Origin of the sequence: Methylorubrum sp. POS3, assembly GCF_043352485.1 — a bacterium.
Lineage (GTDB): Bacteria > Pseudomonadota > Alphaproteobacteria > Rhizobiales > Beijerinckiaceae > Methylobacterium > Methylobacterium suomiense.
This window is the reverse complement of the sequence record NZ_JAPRBT010000001.1, coordinates 4,324,305-4,340,865: the sequence shown is the minus strand read 5'-3', so window position 1 is coordinate 4,340,865 and position 16,561 is coordinate 4,324,305. Positions and strand designations below refer to the sequence as shown.

Sequence of the window (16,561 nt, the reverse complement as noted above, 5' to 3'; positions counted from 1 at the left end):
AGGCTGCTACGGTTACGCTACAAATTCAGCTCTCCAAGGCGGCACCTCGTGATCAAAGCTTTCCTCCTCGGCGGCGCAGCGGCGCTCGCGACCTCCGCGGCCCTGGCTGCCGACCTTCCGCGCCGGGCCGAGCCGCCGCCGGTCTTCTCGCCGGTTCCGGTCTTCACCTGGACCGGCTTCTATGCCGGCCTGCACACCGGCTACGCCTTCACCGACAACCCGAACATCCGCACGGTCGGCAATCAGGCCGGCACGGCTCTAAACGTTGCCAACAACTTCCGCCCCGCCTCGCTCAAGAGCGAAGTCGACGGCTTCTCGAAGATCGGCGGCGGCTTCGGCTATAACCTGCAGTTCACGCCCGGCTCCGGCTTCGTCGTCGGCGCGGCGTTCGACATCACCTGGACGGATCTGGAGAAGAACCGCGGCTTCCTCGGCTCGCCGAACACCGTCGGCGGCCTGTTCCCGGCCACGCCGAACGCCAGCGTCTACACGCAGAACCTCGACTATCTCGGCACCGTGAACGGCAAGATCGGCTACGCCTTCGATCGGTTCCTCGTTTACGGGACCGGTGGTTTGGCCTTCGGTCAGGTTGCCTACGGCGCCTCCTTCTTCGGCACCGCCGCGCAGGGCCAGCCTCTGCAGTTCGTCGGCGGCTACGACAAGCAGTTCGAGACCGGCTACAACTACGGTGGCGGCATCGAGTACGCCATTCCGGCCGAATCGTTCCTCAACTACTTCGCATTCGGTCGCTTCCTCGGCATCAAGTCCGACGTAACGATCAAGGCGGAATACATCCGCTACGATCTCGGCGGCCGCAGCATCGTTGTGCAGGGCGTCCTGCCCGGCAACGCCGCCACCAGCTACACCTCGACCTTCAAGACCGAAGGCAGCCTGATCCGCGCCGGCTTCAACTACAAGTTCAGCGCCTACTGATCGCCTTCCGCTTATTCAGTGGGAACGAACGGGCGCCCCTCGGGGCGCCCGTTCGCGTTTCAGGAGGACCCACCTGGATCCAACGGCCAGGGTGAATTCGCGCACCCGTCGATGGCAAGGTCAGCGCCGTTTGTCCGCTGAGGCTCTCCCGAACAGCGTGCCTGGGGCTTCGGCGCCGCCATCCCTCATGCCTTCTTCTTCTTGTTCTTCTTCTTGGCGCCGTCCTTCCGTTCCTTCTTGCCCTCAATCTTCGTGTCCCCGGCGGCATCCTTCGTCTTGACCGGCGCATCGTGATCCACCCCGTCCCACGTCGCCGCGAAGGGGCGGCTGACGAGGGCCCTGGGTGGCGGGGCCGGGGGTGAGGCGGACTCGGGTGGAGCGGTCTCGCCGCGGCGCAGCGGTGCCTCCCCGGCCGCGAGCGCGGCGAGGCGACGACGGTGCCAGCCGGGCGTTGCCTCTTTCAAAGTCGGATGATGGGGATCGAGGCGGGTGACCACCGCCTTCACCTCCGCATCGGTCAGGCCGTCGGCGATCAGGGCGAAGGCTTCCATACCGATCACGTCCCGGATGAGGCGAAGTGCCGGGACCTTCAGGGTTCGGGCCTTGAGCTGACGCATCACGAGGGAACGGGCGGCCTTCGGCACCTCGGCGCGGATGTCGGGGAAGGCTTCCGGTGCCGAGGCCATGGCCTGCAACACCGCGTATCCGTCGACATCAAGCGCCATGGAGGATGTCCTTCACTTCCGCGACGAGGGGGATCAATACGTTCGGCACATGCGCGCCGTACTTGGCCGAGAAGGTCGGCGGCGTCCCGCCGACCGGGACAAGGGCATCGGCGAGTGCCGCAGCCTGGGGTATGCGGGTCTCCAGCAGGCGGAAGCCTGCATCCGCCGCCGCCGCCTCGGCGACGAGCCGCGCGAGCGTCTGCTGATGCTGGCGCACCTGCGCCTGATAGCGGGTGACGAGCACATATGGCTCGCTCTTGGGGCGGATATGGCTGCCCTGGCGTCCGCTCCGCCGCCAGATCGTTTCCACGAAGGCGTTCAGGCCGTAAGTCGAGAGGAAATCGGGGATCGATGTGACGAGGACGAGGTCGGCGGCGCGCACCGCGACCTCGGTCATCGGCGAGATGCCGGGCGCACAATCGAAGAGTACGTAATCGTAATCCTGAACCAGCGGCGCGAACTCGTCCTGGAACAGCGTCCAAAGCCGAGCCTCGATGTCGTGCATCGAGAACTTCCGCTCGGTCAGCTCGTACAGGATCTCCCGCTCGACCAGTCGCAGATGCGGACCGGAGGGCAAGAGCGCGAGTTCCAGCGGCCGGTTCTTGTGCATGGTCAGGCTGACGCCGGGCTGGATGCGGGCGCGCAGATCGGGCTTGTGCCGGGTAATGAGCTTGAGGGCGAGATAAGCCTCGAGCGTCCGCCCGCGGCCGATCATCTGCGCCAGCAGGTCGTCGCCCGCGAGACAGACCGAGACGGAGGCTTGCGGATCGAGATCGACCACGAGAACCCGGGCCCCGTCGGCGGCAAGCGCCTCGGCCAGCATCACGACCGTCGTCGTCTTGCCGACGCCGCCCTTCATGTTGGCGACCGCGATCAGCTTGCCGCTCACGAACGCGCCCTCCCACGTTTCTCGGTGCCGACATCGGCGCAAGGCAAGACAGACATATGTCAGCCTTCGTCTTCACGAAGCGATGCAGAGCCCGACCGATCTCGATCAATCCACAGCGGCATCCCCCCGCGACCGGCACGGATCAACACGTTGACGTGCGTATGTGGGGGGGAACCACTGAGACCGGTGCCGATTGGTGCCGTGATCGGCACCTTGGCCGAATCGCGACGGAGACCGATGCCTGTGATCTTTCCGGCCACCACCGCCTTCTATGCCGGCCTGCTCGGCCTGATCTATGCCGGGATGTCCGGCTGGGTGATCGGTGGACGGCTGACGGGTAATGTGCTGTTCGGCGATGGTGGACAGGACAGCCTGCAGCGGCGCATCCGCTCCCACGCCAATTTCATGGAATACGTGCCGATTACCCTTCTGCTGATCGCCCTCTACGAGGCGGGTGGGGGCGCGCAGGGTTGGGTACGCGGCCTCCTGATCGTGCTGGTGATCGCCCGAATCCTGCACCCGATCGGCATGTTCGCCGCCGCGAACACGCCGCGCCAGTTCGCCTGCCGCGGCGTCGGCATCCTGGCAACGCTCGCGGTCATGACGATCGCTTCGATACTGCTGTTGCTGCGGACCGCCTGAGCGTCCCCCGGTCTCGGCCCTGCCATGCTGGGCTGATCGAGCCTGCTATATTCGTCACGCACCCCGGCGGTAGCTGAACCGTTGTAATTGAGCCACGCGTGGCGATCAGACCATCGCTGGCCCACGGCCAAAGAGGAACGGCTGACGACCCGGCCTACTCGGCGACAGCGAACATCTCGTCGAACGAGTAGCCGGACCCGCGCACGGTCCGAATCGGATCGCTCTGGCGCGGACGGTTGATCGCCTTGCGCAGGCGGCCGACATGCACGTCGACGGTGCGCTCGTCGATATAGACGTCGTGGCCCCACACGCCGTCGAGCAATTGCTCCCGCGAGAAGACCCGGCCGGGGCTCTGCATGAGATATTCGAGCAGCTTGAACTCGGTCGGCCCGAGATGGATCTCGCGACCCTGGCGGCGGATGCGATGGCTCACCCGGTCGAGCTCGATATCACCGGCGGTCAGCATGTCGGCGACGTGGGTGGGCTTGGAACGGCGCAGGAGCGCGCGCACCCGGGCGAGCAGTTCCGGCACAGAGAACGGCTTGACCACGTAATCGTCGGCTCCGGTCGACAGGCCGCGCACCCGGTCGGCCTCCTCGCCGCGGGCCGTGAGCATGATGACCGGGAGCCGTTCGGTCTCGCGGCGGGCACGGATACGCCGGCACAGCTCGATCCCCGACAGGCCGGGCACCATCCAATCGAGCAGCACGAGATCGGGGGTGGTCTCGTGCAGGCGAAGATCGGCCTCCTCGCCGCGGCTCGCGACATCCACCACGAAACCTTCGGCTTCGAGGTTGTAGCGCAGCAGCGTGGTCAGTGATTCCTCGTCCTCGACGATCAGGATGCGCGCGCTCGTCATCGCCCGTCTACCCATTCGCATGCGTCGCCTCGGGCTTTGTCCGTCACCGTGACGGTGCCGGAGCGGCGCGCGGGAATCCAGTCCCGCCGCAGGGTCATGCCCTGCGAAGACGATTCTTGCTTCATTCTACATTCCAACCGGTCGCGGGTTCAGGCGCCCGGCACGACCGTCGCGTAGTTCGACGCGTCGTTCTTGGGTCGCTCACCGGCGGGGGCCTCGCCGGTGGCAAGATAATGGATGGTTTCGGCGACGTTGGTGGTGTGGTCGCCGATGCGCTCGACATTCTTGGCGCAGAACAGCAGATGCGTGCAGAACGAGATGTTGCGCGGATCCTCCATCATGTAGGTCAGGAGTTCGCGGAACAACGAGTTGTAGAGCGCGTCGATGGCACCGTCGCGCTCCCACACGTCGTGCGCGGCGGTCGTGTCTCGGCTCGAATAGGCATCGAGGACGTCTTTGAGCTGTTCCTGCACGAGGTCGCTCATGTGCTGAACGCCGAGCACGATCTTCTGCGGCTGGGCCTGATCGCTGATCGCGACGACGCGCTTGGCGATGTTCTTGGCGAGATCGCCGATCCGCTCCAGATCGGCGGCGACGCGGATGCCGGAGATGGTCTCGCGCAGGTCGATGGCCAGGGGCTGGCGCCGGGCGATCAGCAGCACCGAACGCTCCTCGATCTCGCGCTGCAACACGTCGAGGCGCTTGTCGGCGGCGATCACCGCCTGGGCGAGGGCGGTATCCCGGCGCACCAGCGCCTCCGTGGCCTCCGAGAGCATCTTCTCGGCCACGCCCCCCATCTCGGCGATGGAACGGCGCAGGTTTTCGAGGTCGTTGTCGTAGGACGAGACGATATGTTCGGACATCTTCGGACTCTCCGGTCGGGCGTTGCCGCCCGTCGCCTGGTCGATGGGTTGCGCGGGCGGGCCGGTCAGCCGAAGCGGCCGGTGATGTAGTCCTGCGTCTGGCGCTTGGCCGGGTTCATGAAGATCTTCGAGGTCGCGTCGAACTCGATCAGCTCGCCGAGATACATGAAGGCGGTGAACTGTGAGATGCGCGCGGCCTGCTGCATGTTGTGCGTCACGATGACGATCGTGAACTCGGACCGCAATTGCTCGATCAGCTCCTCGATGCGGCCCGTCGAGATCGGATCGAGGGCCGAGGTCGGCTCGTCGAACAGGATGACCTCCGGACGCTGGGCCACGGTGCGGGCGATGCAGAGGCGCTGCTGCTGACCGCCCGAAAGGCCCATGCCGGACTGCTTGAGCTTGTCCTTCACCTCGTCCCACAGCGCGGCCTTCCGAAGCGACTGCTCGACGCGCTGGTCGAGTTCCGCCTTCGGCAGCTTCTCGTAGAGCCGAAGGCCGAACGCGACATTGTCGTAGATCGACATGGGGAAGGGCGTCGGCTTCTGGAAGACCATTCCGACCCGCGAGCGCAGCTCGTTGAGATCGATCTTGGGGTCGAGGACGTTCTGCCCGTCGAGCAGGATCTGACCCTCTGCGCGCTGCTCTGGATAGAGGCTGTAGATCCGGTTGAAGGTGCGCAGCAGCGTCGACTTTCCGCAGCCCGAGGGGCCGATCAGCGCGGTGACCTGCCGGTCGCGGAAGTCGAGGTTGATGTTCTTCAGGCCGTGGAATTGGCCGTAATAGAAGTTCAGGTCCTTGACGGCGATGCGGACCGCCGCGGCGTGATCGGCCGGGTTGCGGCCGTCGAGCTGGCTGCGGATCGCGGGGGAGGCGCTCATCGGAGGTCTCTCGTGGGGTAGGAGGTCGGGACTGAGGCCGCGCGACGGTCAGCGCTGCCGCTGTTCCTTGATCACGAAGCGGGCCGTCACGGAGAGGGCCAGGATGGTGACGGTGATGAGCAGCGCCCCGGCCCAGGCAAGGCTCTGCCAGTTCGGGTAGGGCGAGAGGGCGAACTGATAGATCATGACCGGCAGGTTCGGCACGCCGCCGAGCAGATTGGCGTTGAACCACGAATTGTTGTTGAGCGCGGTGAAGAGCAGCGGGGCGGTCTCGCCGGCGATGCGGGCAAGCGCCAGGATGATGCCGGTGACGATGCCCGCGGAGGCCGCCCGCCAGGTGATCGCCCGGATCACCAGGGAGCGGGGGGCACCGAGTGCCGCACCGGCCTCCCGCATCGGACCCGGCACGAGGCGCAGCATATCCTCGGTGGTACGGACGATGACCGGGACGGCGATGATGGCGAGCGCCACCGCGCCGGCCCAGCCGGAATAGGTCCCCATCGGCCGCACCATCAGGGTGTAGACGAACAGGCCAATCAGGATCGACGGTGCCGAGAGCAGCACGTCGTTGAGGAAGCGGATGACGTCGGCGATCTTCGAGGTCTTGCCGTACTCGGCCAGGAACGTCCCGGCCATCAATCCGATCGGCGTGGCGATGACGATGCCGATGAAGGTCATCACGAGGCTGCCGAGGATGGCGTTGGCGATGCCGCCGCCTTCCGAGCCGGGGCCGGGGGTCGGCGCGGTGAGGAGGGTCGGGGTGAAACCCTTCACACCCTCGACGATCAGCATCAGCAGGATCGAGCCGAGCACGACGATGCCGAGCAGGGTGGCGAGGGTGCTGGCCACGATCAGGATCCGGTCGGCAACCCGGCGGCTCGAGCGCACGCGGCTGACGGCGGGCGTCCGGCCGGCCGCGGTGATGGGGTTGGTGGCGTCCATGGTCGGCGCTCGTCCCGCTTGAGGCTCAGGCGATATCGGTTCAGGCGACCTTCGCGCGCCGCACCAGCAGGCGCGCAATGATCAGCACGAAGAAGGTGATGATGAAGAGCAGGCAGCCGAGCGCCATCAGCGAGGAGAGCTGGAGACCGTCGGCCTCGTTGAACTCGTTGGCGATGCGCGAGGCGATGGTGGAGCCGGGATCGAAGATCGAGGCGGAGAGGCGGTTGGCGTTGCCGATCACGAAGGTGACCGCCATGGTTTCGCCGAGCGCGCGGCCGAGGCCGAGCATGATCGCGCCGATGATCGATACGGAGGCCTGCGGCACGAGGACGTGCCGGACGACCTCCCAGGTGGTGCAACCGATCCCGTAGGCGCTCTCGCGCAGCACGGTCGGGATCTGATCGAGCATGTCACGGGTGATCGAGGCCACGAAGGGCACGATCATGATGGCGAGGATGATGCCCGCGGTCAGCACGCCGACGCCGGAGGGGATGCGGGCGTAGAGGATGGTGCCGACGATCGGCATGCCCTCGACGAGGTTCGACACCGGAACCTGCACGAAGCGGGCGAAGAGCGGGGCGAACACGAACAGGCCCCACATGCCGTAGATGATGCTCGGCACCGAGGCGAGGAGCTCGATCGTCATGGCGACGGGCTTGCGCGCCCAGCCGGGGCAGAGCTGCGTGAGGTAGATCGCGATTCCGAAGGAGATCGGCACGCCGATGACGAGGGCGAGCAGGGCCGCGGCCACGGTGCCGATGATCGCGGGCAGCGCCCCGAACTGCTCGGTGCCGATGTTCCAGGCCGACGAGGTGAGGAAGCCGAAGCCGAATTCCGCGAAGGCCGGCCACGCGCCGTAGATGATGGAGCCGAGGATGCCCGCGAGCACCAGCAACACCAGCAGCGCCGAGGCGTAGGACAGCCCCTGAAAGAGCCGGTCCCCGGTCTTGCTCGGGGCAGTGCGGGGGGCCACGCCGCTCTCGCGGGCCAGGGCGACGGATTGGGTCAAGGCGGTCATCCGCGAATGCTCATCGAGTGCGTGGCGTGTAGCGCGCTCGTGGGCGCGAGGCGAGCCGGCGCGAAAAGGGCCCCTCGGAAAGGGGCCCCGGTGACGCCTCACATGCTGCCGAAGACCGGCTTGCCGTCCTTGCCCTTGATGGTCTTCCACTCTTCGTGGATCAGGCCGACGACGTTGTCGGGGAGCGGCACGTAATCGAGCTCGGTCGCGAGCTTGTCGCCGTTCTTGTAGGCCCAGTCGAAGAACTTGAGCACGTCGGCGGACTTGGCCGGATCAGCGGGCTCACGGTAGACCAGGATGAAGGTCGCGGCCGTGATTGGCCACGCGTCGTCGCCGGCCTGGTTGGTCAGGGCGATGCCGAAGCCGGGGGTCGACTTCCAGTCGGCGCTGGCGGCGGCGGCCTGGAAAGCCTTGTCGTCGGGCTGCGGGAACTTGCCGGCCTTGTTCTGGATCAGGGCGTAGGCCAGCTTGTTCTGCTTGGCATAGGCCGACTCGACGTAACCGATCGCGTTCGGCACCTGCTTGACGGTGGCGGTCACGCCCTCGTTGCCCTTGCCGCCCTGGCCGACCGGCCAGCTGATCGTGGTGGCGGCGCCGAATTCCTTCTTCCAGCTCTCCGAGACACCCGAAAGGTAGGTGGTGAAGATGTTGGTCGTGCCGGAGGCGTCGGAGCGGTAGATCGGGGTGATGTTGGCCTCGGGCAGCTTGAGGCCTTCATTCAGCTTGGCGATCTTCGGGTCCGACCACTTCTGGATCTTGCCAGCGTAGATGTCGGCGACGATCTCGCCGGTCAGCTTCAGCTTGCCGGGCTCGAGGCCGGCGATGTTCACCACGGTGACCACACCGCCCATGACGGTCGGGAACTGGACGAGACCGTCTTTTTCGAGCTGAGCGGGCTTGAGCGGAGCGTCGGTGGCGCCGAAATCGACGGTCTTGGCCTGGATTTGCTTGATGCCGCCGCCGGAGCCGATCGACTGATAGTTCAGGCCCGTTCCGCTGTCCTTGCGGTAGGCCTCGGCCCATTTCGAATAGACCGGGAAGGGGAAGGTGGCACCGGCGCCGGTGATGTCGGCGGCGAGCGCCGAGGTCGCGAGCTGAGCGGCGGCGAGGCCGACGGCCAGGGCGTAAGCGAAGGGTTTCACAAGCATCTCCGTAACGGGTCGGGCGCTGCCGGCGGCGGAGGGCGATCCCGGGCGTCCCCACCCGTCAAGAACCGGCCTCCCGCCACGACGGAACAGCCTTAGCCAGCCGACGCGCCGCCTCTATGACGGCCACATGACGGGGACATGACAGCGCCGGCCACTCCCATGCCTTCGCCGAATTTCGCTGCGGATGGGACCGCTTGGCGGCTTTCGGGCGTTGAGGGAAGTCGGGGCGCTCCGGCCCGGTTCCGGTCGGGTGGGCTGCGCAGGGACCGACACCGCAGGAGGACGACAGCGTGGCGGAGCCATCCCGCAGAAACGATCGCCCGGGCGATCCGACGCCAGGCGACCCGCAGACCGAGGATACGACCGAGGCGCTCGATCCGCAGGAGGCGGTCTATCGCGCGCTGCACAGCGAGCGTGATGCGCTCGAACGCGCCCTTACCCTGGCCCAGCAGACTCAGCGATTCGGTGAGGCGGACGATGTGGAGGTAGCCCGCCACAACGAGGCGGCCCTGCTGAAGGACCTCGACCGGGTGATGACCCTGATCCGCGCCGCGGAGATCCGGCGCAGCCAGCCGCTGGCGCGGCGCTGGCAGTAGCGCCCAGTTCGGCGATCACACGCCGCGGCGGCGATCCCGTTCCTTCTGACGAAGCCGGAGCAGCAATTCGACTTGTACGTCGGTGATGGGCCGCGATTCGCAGGTATCGACGTAAGCCTCACGGAGCGCGTGACCGAGACGGTCCCGCGTCTCGTCGCTCAGGCCCGGCATGGACGCTTGTGTGAGGGTCTCGGCGGCATAGTCCGTCGCAAGATGTGCCATGGAGGACCGAAGCGATGATGAATGTTCCGTCACCGCAGAGATGCGGATCTGCAACCGAGAATGAAACCTGCCGCAAGATGGTTAACAAGGGTTTAACATTCCAGGTCCGATCGAGAATTCCGACCGCCGGAGCGACGAATTGAATCCCCGTCGCGTTCCGTCGAACGCGACGAAGGATGAGATTTGGTCAGCCGATCAGGAGCAGATCGAGCAGGACTGCGGCGATGCCGCCGGCGACAGCGATTCCGAGCAGGACCACGCTGCTGACTTGATCGACACTGTTTACGTCATGACCGACGCGGTGGGGGAAATCGTTGGCGGACAAGATCGGCTCCTTACTTCTGCCTTGGCCAACAATCGCCGAGGGCGCCTTTCGGTTTCAGCCCATGACGCTCGGTGCCCTTGCGGCGTTCATCCCGTGGAAGCCGATTTGCGGATCTGCTCGATCGCTGCGTCCCGGTCGAAACCGGGCGACAGCAGCTCGTCGAGGGTGAAGAGGGATTGACGCGGCAGGGTGAGATTGACCCGCCCTTCCAAGGGTTGAAGCTCCGGCGACTCCGCCATTTGGATCGCGAGGGTCCAGGCGCCGTCCATGCGGAGTTCGGCCGGATTCGGAGGATCCTCGCGCAGCTCCGCCAAGCCGGTCCGCGCCGCCTCACGGAAGGGGAGCCCTTCGTGATCATCCGAGATCAGGGCCGCCTTGATCAACGCGGCCAGGACATCCCTGACCCGATTCACGCTCTCGTTCATCCGTCCCTCGTGCTCAAGCATCGCCCATAGGGGGCAAAGGCAATGCCAAGGGATCAGTAAGGCGTTCCGGTCGCGCGCTTCGCCCGCAACGCCTCGGCGTACCAGGTGAGTTCATCGAGGAACTTGCGAGCAGCCTTGGGCAACCACTCCTCCGCAGGCTCCCCGGTCTCTGTCAGTGCCTTGTGCACGCGCGGGATCGGCAACAGCGACGGGATGCTCGGGGCGCCGAGTTCCGCCATCATCGCGCGCAACTGCATCGCCGCACGCACGCCTCCATATTGACCCGCGGAGTAGCTGCAGATGGCGGAAGGCCGCCAGTAATACTCCTCCAAGAAGTGGTCGAGCGTGTTGGAGAGAGCCGGTGGGATCGAATGATTGTACTCGGCTGAGACGACGATGAAGGCGTCGGAACTCCGATAGAGAGCAGCCAGCCGCTCGAGAGTCTCGGGCGCTTCGCCCTTCGGGTATTCCTTGTACATGCGATCGAGGAGCGGGAGGTCGAGTTCGGCCGGGTCGACCAGCGGCGCCGTATGGCCGCGTGCCTCGATCTGCGCGACGAGGAAGCGGGCGGCGCGCAGACCGTTGCGGTCCGCCCGCACCGAGCCGAGAATCACGGGGATCGTCAGGGACATGGTCGGGCCTCGGTTTTCGCAACGAGCCCGGAGACTATACGAGTCGGACCGTCGCCGTCAGGCTGCTGCCGGCTGCCCCTCTCGCCCCTGATGCTTGATCATTCCCGGACCGGAAGCGGCATCGAACGCGGCGATCGCCTCCGCCGGCATGGGTCGTTGGAACAAGTATCCCTGCATCGATCGGCAGCCGACCGATCGCAGCAGTCGTTTCTGCTCGATGGTCTCGATCCCTTCCACGACGCAGTCGAGCGCAAGGTGGCGGCAGAGGTCGAGAATTGAGCGGATGATGTTAAGGGACGTCTCGTCCTCGGTGCAGCGGGAGATGAAGCTGCGATCGATCTTGAGCCGATCCACCGGCAGACGCTGGAGATAGCTCAAGCTCGAATATCCGGTGCCGAAATCGTCGAGGGCGATGCGAACGCCGAGTGCCTTGAGCGAGGTCAAGGCCCGCCGGGCATCGACGAGATCGCGCATCAGGCCGCTCTCGGTGACCTCGAAGACGATCCGGCTCGGATCGATCCCACTCGCCACGACCAGGGTGGTCAATGCATCGACACCCTCGGGGCCTGCAATGTCGTGGGCCGAGAGGTTAAACGACAACCGACGCTCGACCGGCCAGCCCCGCATCGTCTCCAAGGCTTTGGTGAGCAGTATGCGGGTCAAGTCCCGGATCAGGCCGCTGCGCTCGGCCACGGGGATGAAATCAGCGGGCGAGACCGAGCCGAGGATCGGACTGTTCCAGCGGGCCAGCGCCTCGTAGGCCTCGACGCGTCCGTCCGCGACGTCGATGATCGGTTGATAGAGCAGGTGAAACTCGGCGGCCAGGTCAGCCCGTCGCAGCGCCTGCTCGACATCGGCATGACGGCGCAACTCCGCCTCGTGCTCGGGCGCAAAGCAGGTGGACGAGCCCCGGCGACGCGCCTTGGCGTGATAGAGGGCGAAATCCGCCCGGTCCACGAGCGTCTCCGCCCGCGTCGCCGCGTCAGGGAACACCGCGAACCCGATAGAGGCGCCGATCTGCGCCTGTCCTTCCCGCAGATGATAGGGTCTCCCGAGATCTGCGCAGATCCGACGTCCGATTTCATCCAGATCAATTCCGTCCTCGACGATCAGCCCGAACTCGTCACCACCGAGACGGGCCGGCCAGCCGAGACCGACCGATTCAAGCCGCCGGGCGACTTCGCGCAGCACCGCGTCCCCTGCGCCGTGGCCGAGGCTGTCATTGACTGGCTTGAACCCATCGAGATCGATGACGCCGACGCCGAAACGCCCGCCCTTCGCCAGGGCGGTCTCCACGGTTTCTTCGAGTCGCGCGACGAAGGAACGACGGTTCGGTAGACCGGTCAAAGGGTCGGTAAGGGCGAGGCGGCCGTTTTCTTCCGTGAGACTCACCAGATCACAGAAATCGCGATAGGCGAATTGGTGCATGACCAAGGAGCCTAACAGCACCACAACGTAGTTCACGACCGTCATCTTGACCAACGGTTCGCCGATACTGATATAATAAACACAATAGGGGAGAGCGACCGTCGCAAGAATATAAGACGCACTGCGCAGTTGCGAGAGGCACTGCATGCAGAACATCACCGTAATGCCGAGGAAGAAGAGGATATGGATGTCGTCCGCCGGACTACCCCGGCCGAATAAGGTCGTCGCCCAGACGGCAATGCATAAGGCAAGCAGGAAGGCGAAAAAGTTTACGATACGGAGGCTGGCGAAGGCCTCCTCTCCCTGAGGGGGCCGTCGCGACATGTGCACCCAAACCGCCGCACTGATCACGATCACCGTGATGAGGACCGCGGGCGGCCCGACGATCGACCAGAAGGGCGCCTGCCCGTAATGGGCAAAGGCCAGCCCGACGAGGTTGAAGCTGAGGACCGCGTAGAGAATCAGAACCTGTCGGGCGAAGGCCCGGAACTGCGCCTCCGCCAGAACCGGGTCGTTCTGGCGGATGTCGTAGAGGCCCAGGAGGTGCCGGAGCCCCGGGATCGTCATGGTCGCCTCGCCCTCAACGCGTCGGAGGCTCGATAAAAACTATCATCTGTTAAAAATTAGAGACCTCGTTCCCCCACGATCGGTTTGAACCGCAGTTTCCCGAGGATGATCACGTCGGCTTCAAGAGCGGCAGGTCACATCCGTTACGAGCATCGGCAGCTAAACTGATCTGGGTCGGCAAAGGGATTTTCCAGAAGAACAATAGGCCCTCGCATCGGCGGAAAGTTGGTGCCGACACCACCACAGCCGGACTTCAAGGTCGGCCTGAAAACCGAAACGCCGGCACCTTGTACGAGGCACCGGCGCTGCGGTAGGGTGGTGGGAGAGGAAAGGCGGGCCGAAAAATCGGCCCGCTCAGCCCTCGCTCAGAGGGAGTAGTACTGCACGAACTCGATCGGATGCGGGGTCATCTCGTAGCGCAGCACCTCGGTCATCTTCAGCTCAATGAACGAATCGATCTGATCGTCCGAGAACACCCCGCCGGCCTTGAGGAAGGCGCGGTCCCGGTCGAGATTCTGCAGCGCCTCGCGGAGCGAGCCGCAGACGGTCGGGATCTTCTTCAGCTCGCGCGGCGGCAGATCGTACAGGTCCTTGTCCATCGCCGGACCCGGATCGATCTTGTTGATGATGCCGTCGATGCCGGCCATCAGCAGGGCGGAGAAGGCGAGGTAGGGATTGGCCATCGGGTCGGGGAAGCGGACCTCGACGCGCTTGGCCTTCGGGTTCGTCGTCCACGGGATACGGCACGAGGCCGAGCGGTTGCGGGCCGAGTAGGCGAGCAGAACCGGCGCCTCGTAGCCCGGGACCAGGCGCTTGTAGGAATTGGTGGACGGGTTGGTGAAGGCGTTCAGCGCCTTGGCGTGCTTGATGATGCCGCCGATGTACCACAGGCATTCCTGGCTCAGATCGGCATACTTGTCGCCGGCGAAGAGCGGCTTGCCGTTCTTCCAGATCGACTGGTGGACGTGCATGCCGGAGCCGTTGTCGCCGTAGACGGGCTTGGGCATGAAGGTCGCGCTCTTGCCGTAGCTCTGGGCGACGTTGTGGATGCAGTACTTATAGATCTGCATGTGGTCGGCGAGCAGCGTCAGCCGGTCGAACTTCATACCGAGCTCGTGCTGGGCCGAGGCCACCTCATGGTGGTGCTTCTCGACCTTCACGCCCATCGACTGCATGGCGGCCAGCATCTCGCCGCGCATGTCCTGGGCCGAATCCTGCGGCGGAACGGGGAAGTAGCCGCCCTTGGTCTGGACCCGGTGGCCGAGGTTGCCGCCCTCGTAATCGGTGAAGCCGTTGGTCGGCAGCTCGGTGGAATCGAGCTGGAAGCCGGTATGGTACGGGTCGGCGCCGAACTTCACATCGTCGAACACGAAGAACTCGGCCTCGGGGCCGACGAAGATGTCGTCGCCGATCCCGGTCGAGCGCAGATAGGCCTCGGCGAGCTTGGCGGTGCTGCGCGGATCGCGGGAATAGGGCTCGCCGGTGGAGGGCTCGAGCACGTCGCAGACGATCGACATGGTCGAGGCCGAGAAGAACGGGTCCATGCAGGCCGTCACGGGATCGGGCATCAGCAGCATGTCGGACTCGTTGATCGCCTTCCAGCCGGCGATCGAGGAGCCGTCGAACATCGTGCCGTCGGTGAAGATCTCCTCATCGACGAGGGAGACGTCGAAGGTCACGTGCTGCCACTTCCCACGGGGGTCGGTGAACCGGAAATCGACGTATTTCACGTCGTTGTCCTTGATGGCCTTCAGCACATCAGCGGCCGTTTTCATCGTAAGCGTCTCCTCGGTCGTCTCAAAAGCGGAGCGGCGCAGAATGCCGTCCGGGGCCGGGGCTGATCCCGGCCGGTCCGTCGGATCGATGGAGGGGGGAGGGCGTTCGCCTCAGAGGCCCGCGCGCCTTCGGCGTGGCACGGATCCTGAAGCGGACATCCTCCTCGCGCCCCCGGGTCGATCCGGCCGACGGGCGCGGACGATACTGCCCGTGCCCCACGGTTGCCAGCCATCCTGAGACAAAAATCTCCGCCGAAGCGGGTGTCTGACGGGTCAAACGGCCTCCGGGCGGCTCCTCAAAACCGCGGCGGATTTTTGCGGGAAGACATGGCGCGTTTGTGGGCAGTTTGGCACGCCGCATGCTAGAGGGCTGGCCGAAGCGATCGGTATGGGCCCGACGCTTCGAGGGTTGGGCGAAAGCCGTGCCCGCCGGCGTATCGGCCCCCGCATGACGGCAGGGATATCCGCCGGAGGCGACGATACGGACCGGAGGGGAAGGCGGACAGGGCGCCGGACCTTGAGGGGCTGCGTCAGACGGAATTCGTCGATCAGGAACGAGAGACTCGAAATGACAAAGTATAAGCTCGAGTACATTTGGCTCGACGGGTACACCCCGGTTCCGAACCTGCGCGGCAAGACGCAGATCAAGGAGTTCGACAGCTTCCCGAGCCTTGAGCAGCTCCCGCTCTGGGGCTTCGACGGCAGCTCGACCCTGCAGGCCGAGGGCTCGTCGTCGGATTGTGTGCTCAAGCCGATCCGCCACTTCGTCGATCCGGCCCGCACCAACGGCGTGCTCGTGCTGTGCGAAGTCATGATGCCCGACGGCAAGACTCCGCACCCGTCGAACAAGCGCGCCACCGTGCTGGACGATGCCGGTGCGTGGTTCGGCTTCGAGCAGGAGTACTTCCTCTACAAGAACGGCCGCCCGCTCGGCTTCCCTGAGTCCGGTTACCCCGCCCCGCAGGGCCCCTATTACTGCGGCGTCGGCTCCTCGAATGTCGGTCCGGTTGCCCGCAAGATCGTCGAAGAGCATCTCGACCTGTGCCTGGCCGCCGGTATCAACCACGAGGGCATCAACGCCGAAGTGGCCAAGGGACAGTGGGAATTCCAGATTTTCGGCAAAGGCTCCAAGAAGGCCGCCGATGAGATGTGGATGGCCCGCTACCTGCTGCAGCGCCTGTGCGAGACCTACGAGATCGACATCGAGTACCACTGCAAGCCGCTCGGCGACACCGACTGGAACGGCTCGGGCATGCACTGCAATTTCTCGACGACGTTCATGCGCGAGACCGGCGGCAAGGAGTACTTCGAGGCCTTGATGGCCCAGTTCGAGAAGAATCTCGACGACCACATCGCCGTCTACGGCCCGGACAACCATATGCGGCTGACCGGCAAGCACGAGACCGCCCCGTGGAACAAGTTCTCCTACGGCGTGGCCGATCGCGGCGCCTCGGTGCGCGTGCCCCACTCCTTCGTCAACAACGGCTACAAGGGCTACCTTGAGGATCGCCGCCCGAACTCCATGGGCGACCCCTACCAGATCGCCAGCCAGGTCCTGAAGACGATCACCGAGGTTCCGCTCCCGGGCGAAGCCGCCGCGAAGGCCGTCGCCTAAGGATCTCCGAGGTCGATTGACCGTGTGCAACAGCCGCTCCCGTCACCAGACGGGGGCGGTTCTTTTTTGGGTCGGT

General features: G+C 65.3%; 18 protein-coding genes. 4 read left to right on the top strand and 14 right to left on the bottom strand.

All coding sequences use genetic code 11. From position 1 onward, the window contains the following. Positions 1–48: 48 nt before the first annotated feature. Positions 49–933, top strand: a complete 885-nt coding sequence (locus tag OWC43_RS20065; RefSeq protein ID WP_137828891.1) for an outer membrane protein — start codon at positions 49–51, stop codon at positions 931–933. Positions 934–1,118: 185 nt separating this feature from the next. Here the strand turns inward: OWC43_RS20065 and OWC43_RS20060 are convergent, their stop codons facing one another. Both OWC43_RS20060 and OWC43_RS20055 read right to left on the bottom strand, forming a co-directional pair. Then, positions 1,119–1,658, bottom strand: coding sequence for a hypothetical protein (locus tag OWC43_RS20060; RefSeq protein ID WP_393958014.1), 540 nt, complete (start codon positions 1,656–1,658; stop codon positions 1,119–1,121). Next, entirely contained in the window at positions 1,648–2,547 is a 900-nt protein-coding gene (locus tag OWC43_RS20055) for a ParA family protein (RefSeq protein WP_393958013.1), read from the bottom strand. Before OWC43_RS20055 ends, OWC43_RS20060 begins: the two co-directional genes overlap by 11 nt. Before the next feature lie 243 nt (positions 2,548–2,790). Between OWC43_RS20055 and OWC43_RS20050 the strand changes: the two genes are divergently transcribed. Then, positions 2,791–3,189: an MAPEG family protein gene (locus tag OWC43_RS20050; RefSeq protein WP_393958602.1), complete on the top strand. Its 399-nt coding sequence runs from the start codon at positions 2,791–2,793 to the stop codon at positions 3,187–3,189. Positions 3,190–3,343: 154 nt separating this feature from the next. Here OWC43_RS20050 and phoB read toward each other — a convergent pair whose 3' ends face one another. The 6 genes from phoB to pstS all read right to left on the bottom strand — a co-directional run bounded on the left by phoB (position 3,344) and on the right by pstS (position 8,894). Further along, positions 3,344–4,048, bottom strand: a complete 705-nt coding sequence (gene phoB, locus OWC43_RS20045) for a phosphate regulon transcriptional regulator PhoB (RefSeq protein ID WP_393958601.1) — start codon at positions 4,046–4,048, stop codon at positions 3,344–3,346. A gap of 149 nt (positions 4,049–4,197) precedes the next feature. Next, a complete protein-coding gene (gene phoU, locus OWC43_RS20040; RefSeq protein WP_393958012.1) occupies positions 4,198–4,911 on the bottom strand; it encodes a phosphate signaling complex protein PhoU in 714 nt (237 codons plus the stop codon). 65 nt (positions 4,912–4,976) lie between these two features. Further along, positions 4,977–5,792: a phosphate ABC transporter ATP-binding protein PstB gene (gene pstB / locus OWC43_RS20035; protein ID WP_137828885.1), complete on the bottom strand. Its 816-nt coding sequence runs from the start codon at positions 5,790–5,792 to the stop codon at positions 4,977–4,979. Between the two features lie 48 nt (positions 5,793–5,840). Continuing rightward, positions 5,841–6,734, bottom strand: a complete 894-nt coding sequence (gene pstA, locus OWC43_RS20030) for a phosphate ABC transporter permease PstA (RefSeq protein ID WP_393958011.1) — start codon at positions 6,732–6,734, stop codon at positions 5,841–5,843. A 40-nt stretch (positions 6,735–6,774) separates the two neighbouring features. Beyond that, complete coding sequence (gene pstC / locus OWC43_RS20025) at positions 6,775–7,752, bottom strand: phosphate ABC transporter permease subunit PstC (RefSeq protein WP_393958010.1); 978 nt, start codon at positions 7,750–7,752, stop codon at positions 6,775–6,777. 98 nt (positions 7,753–7,850) lie between these two features. Further along, positions 7,851–8,894 (bottom strand): phosphate ABC transporter substrate-binding protein PstS, encoded by a 1,044-nt coding sequence (gene pstS / locus OWC43_RS20020; RefSeq protein WP_137828882.1) that lies wholly within the window; start codon positions 8,892–8,894, stop codon positions 7,851–7,853. 296 nt (positions 8,895–9,190) lie between these two features. On the opposite strand from pstS, the gene OWC43_RS20015 reads away from it, so the two are divergent. Further along, the gene (locus OWC43_RS20015) at positions 9,191–9,496 is read left to right on the top strand and encodes a hypothetical protein (protein ID WP_393958009.1); all 306 of its coding nucleotides are present in this window, start codon (positions 9,191–9,193) and stop codon (positions 9,494–9,496) included. A 15-nt stretch (positions 9,497–9,511) separates the two neighbouring features. Here OWC43_RS20015 and OWC43_RS20010 read toward each other — a convergent pair whose 3' ends face one another. The 6 genes from OWC43_RS20010 to glnA all read right to left on the bottom strand — a co-directional run bounded on the left by OWC43_RS20010 (position 9,512) and on the right by glnA (position 14,870). Next, positions 9,512–9,718, bottom strand: a complete 207-nt coding sequence (locus OWC43_RS20010; RefSeq protein WP_393958008.1) for a hypothetical protein — start codon at positions 9,716–9,718, stop codon at positions 9,512–9,514. A gap of 187 nt (positions 9,719–9,905) precedes the next feature. Next, positions 9,906–10,043 (bottom strand): hypothetical protein, encoded by a 138-nt coding sequence (locus OWC43_RS20005; protein WP_171015446.1) that lies wholly within the window; start codon positions 10,041–10,043, stop codon positions 9,906–9,908. 86 nt (positions 10,044–10,129) lie between these two features. Next, positions 10,130–10,468: a hypothetical protein gene (locus OWC43_RS20000; RefSeq protein WP_393958007.1), complete on the bottom strand. Its 339-nt coding sequence runs from the start codon at positions 10,466–10,468 to the stop codon at positions 10,130–10,132. Positions 10,469–10,521: 53 nt separating this feature from the next. Further along, entirely contained in the window at positions 10,522–11,100 is a 579-nt protein-coding gene (locus OWC43_RS19995) for an NADPH-dependent FMN reductase (protein WP_393958006.1), read from the bottom strand. Between the two features lie 57 nt (positions 11,101–11,157). Continuing rightward, positions 11,158–13,095 carry a putative bifunctional diguanylate cyclase/phosphodiesterase gene (locus OWC43_RS19990; RefSeq protein ID WP_393958005.1) on the bottom strand — a complete coding sequence of 646 codons (1,938 nt, stop codon included), beginning with the start codon at positions 13,093–13,095 and terminating at the stop codon, positions 11,158–11,160. Positions 13,096–13,460: 365 nt separating this feature from the next. Beyond that, positions 13,461–14,870: a type I glutamate--ammonia ligase gene (gene glnA / locus OWC43_RS19985; protein ID WP_137828877.1), complete on the bottom strand. Its 1,410-nt coding sequence runs from the start codon at positions 14,868–14,870 to the stop codon at positions 13,461–13,463. A 568-nt stretch (positions 14,871–15,438) separates the two neighbouring features. On the opposite strand from glnA, the gene OWC43_RS19980 reads away from it, so the two are divergent. Further along, positions 15,439–16,485: a glutamine synthetase beta-grasp domain-containing protein gene (locus OWC43_RS19980; RefSeq protein ID WP_393958004.1), complete on the top strand. Its 1,047-nt coding sequence runs from the start codon at positions 15,439–15,441 to the stop codon at positions 16,483–16,485. Positions 16,486–16,561: the final 76 nt, after the last annotated feature.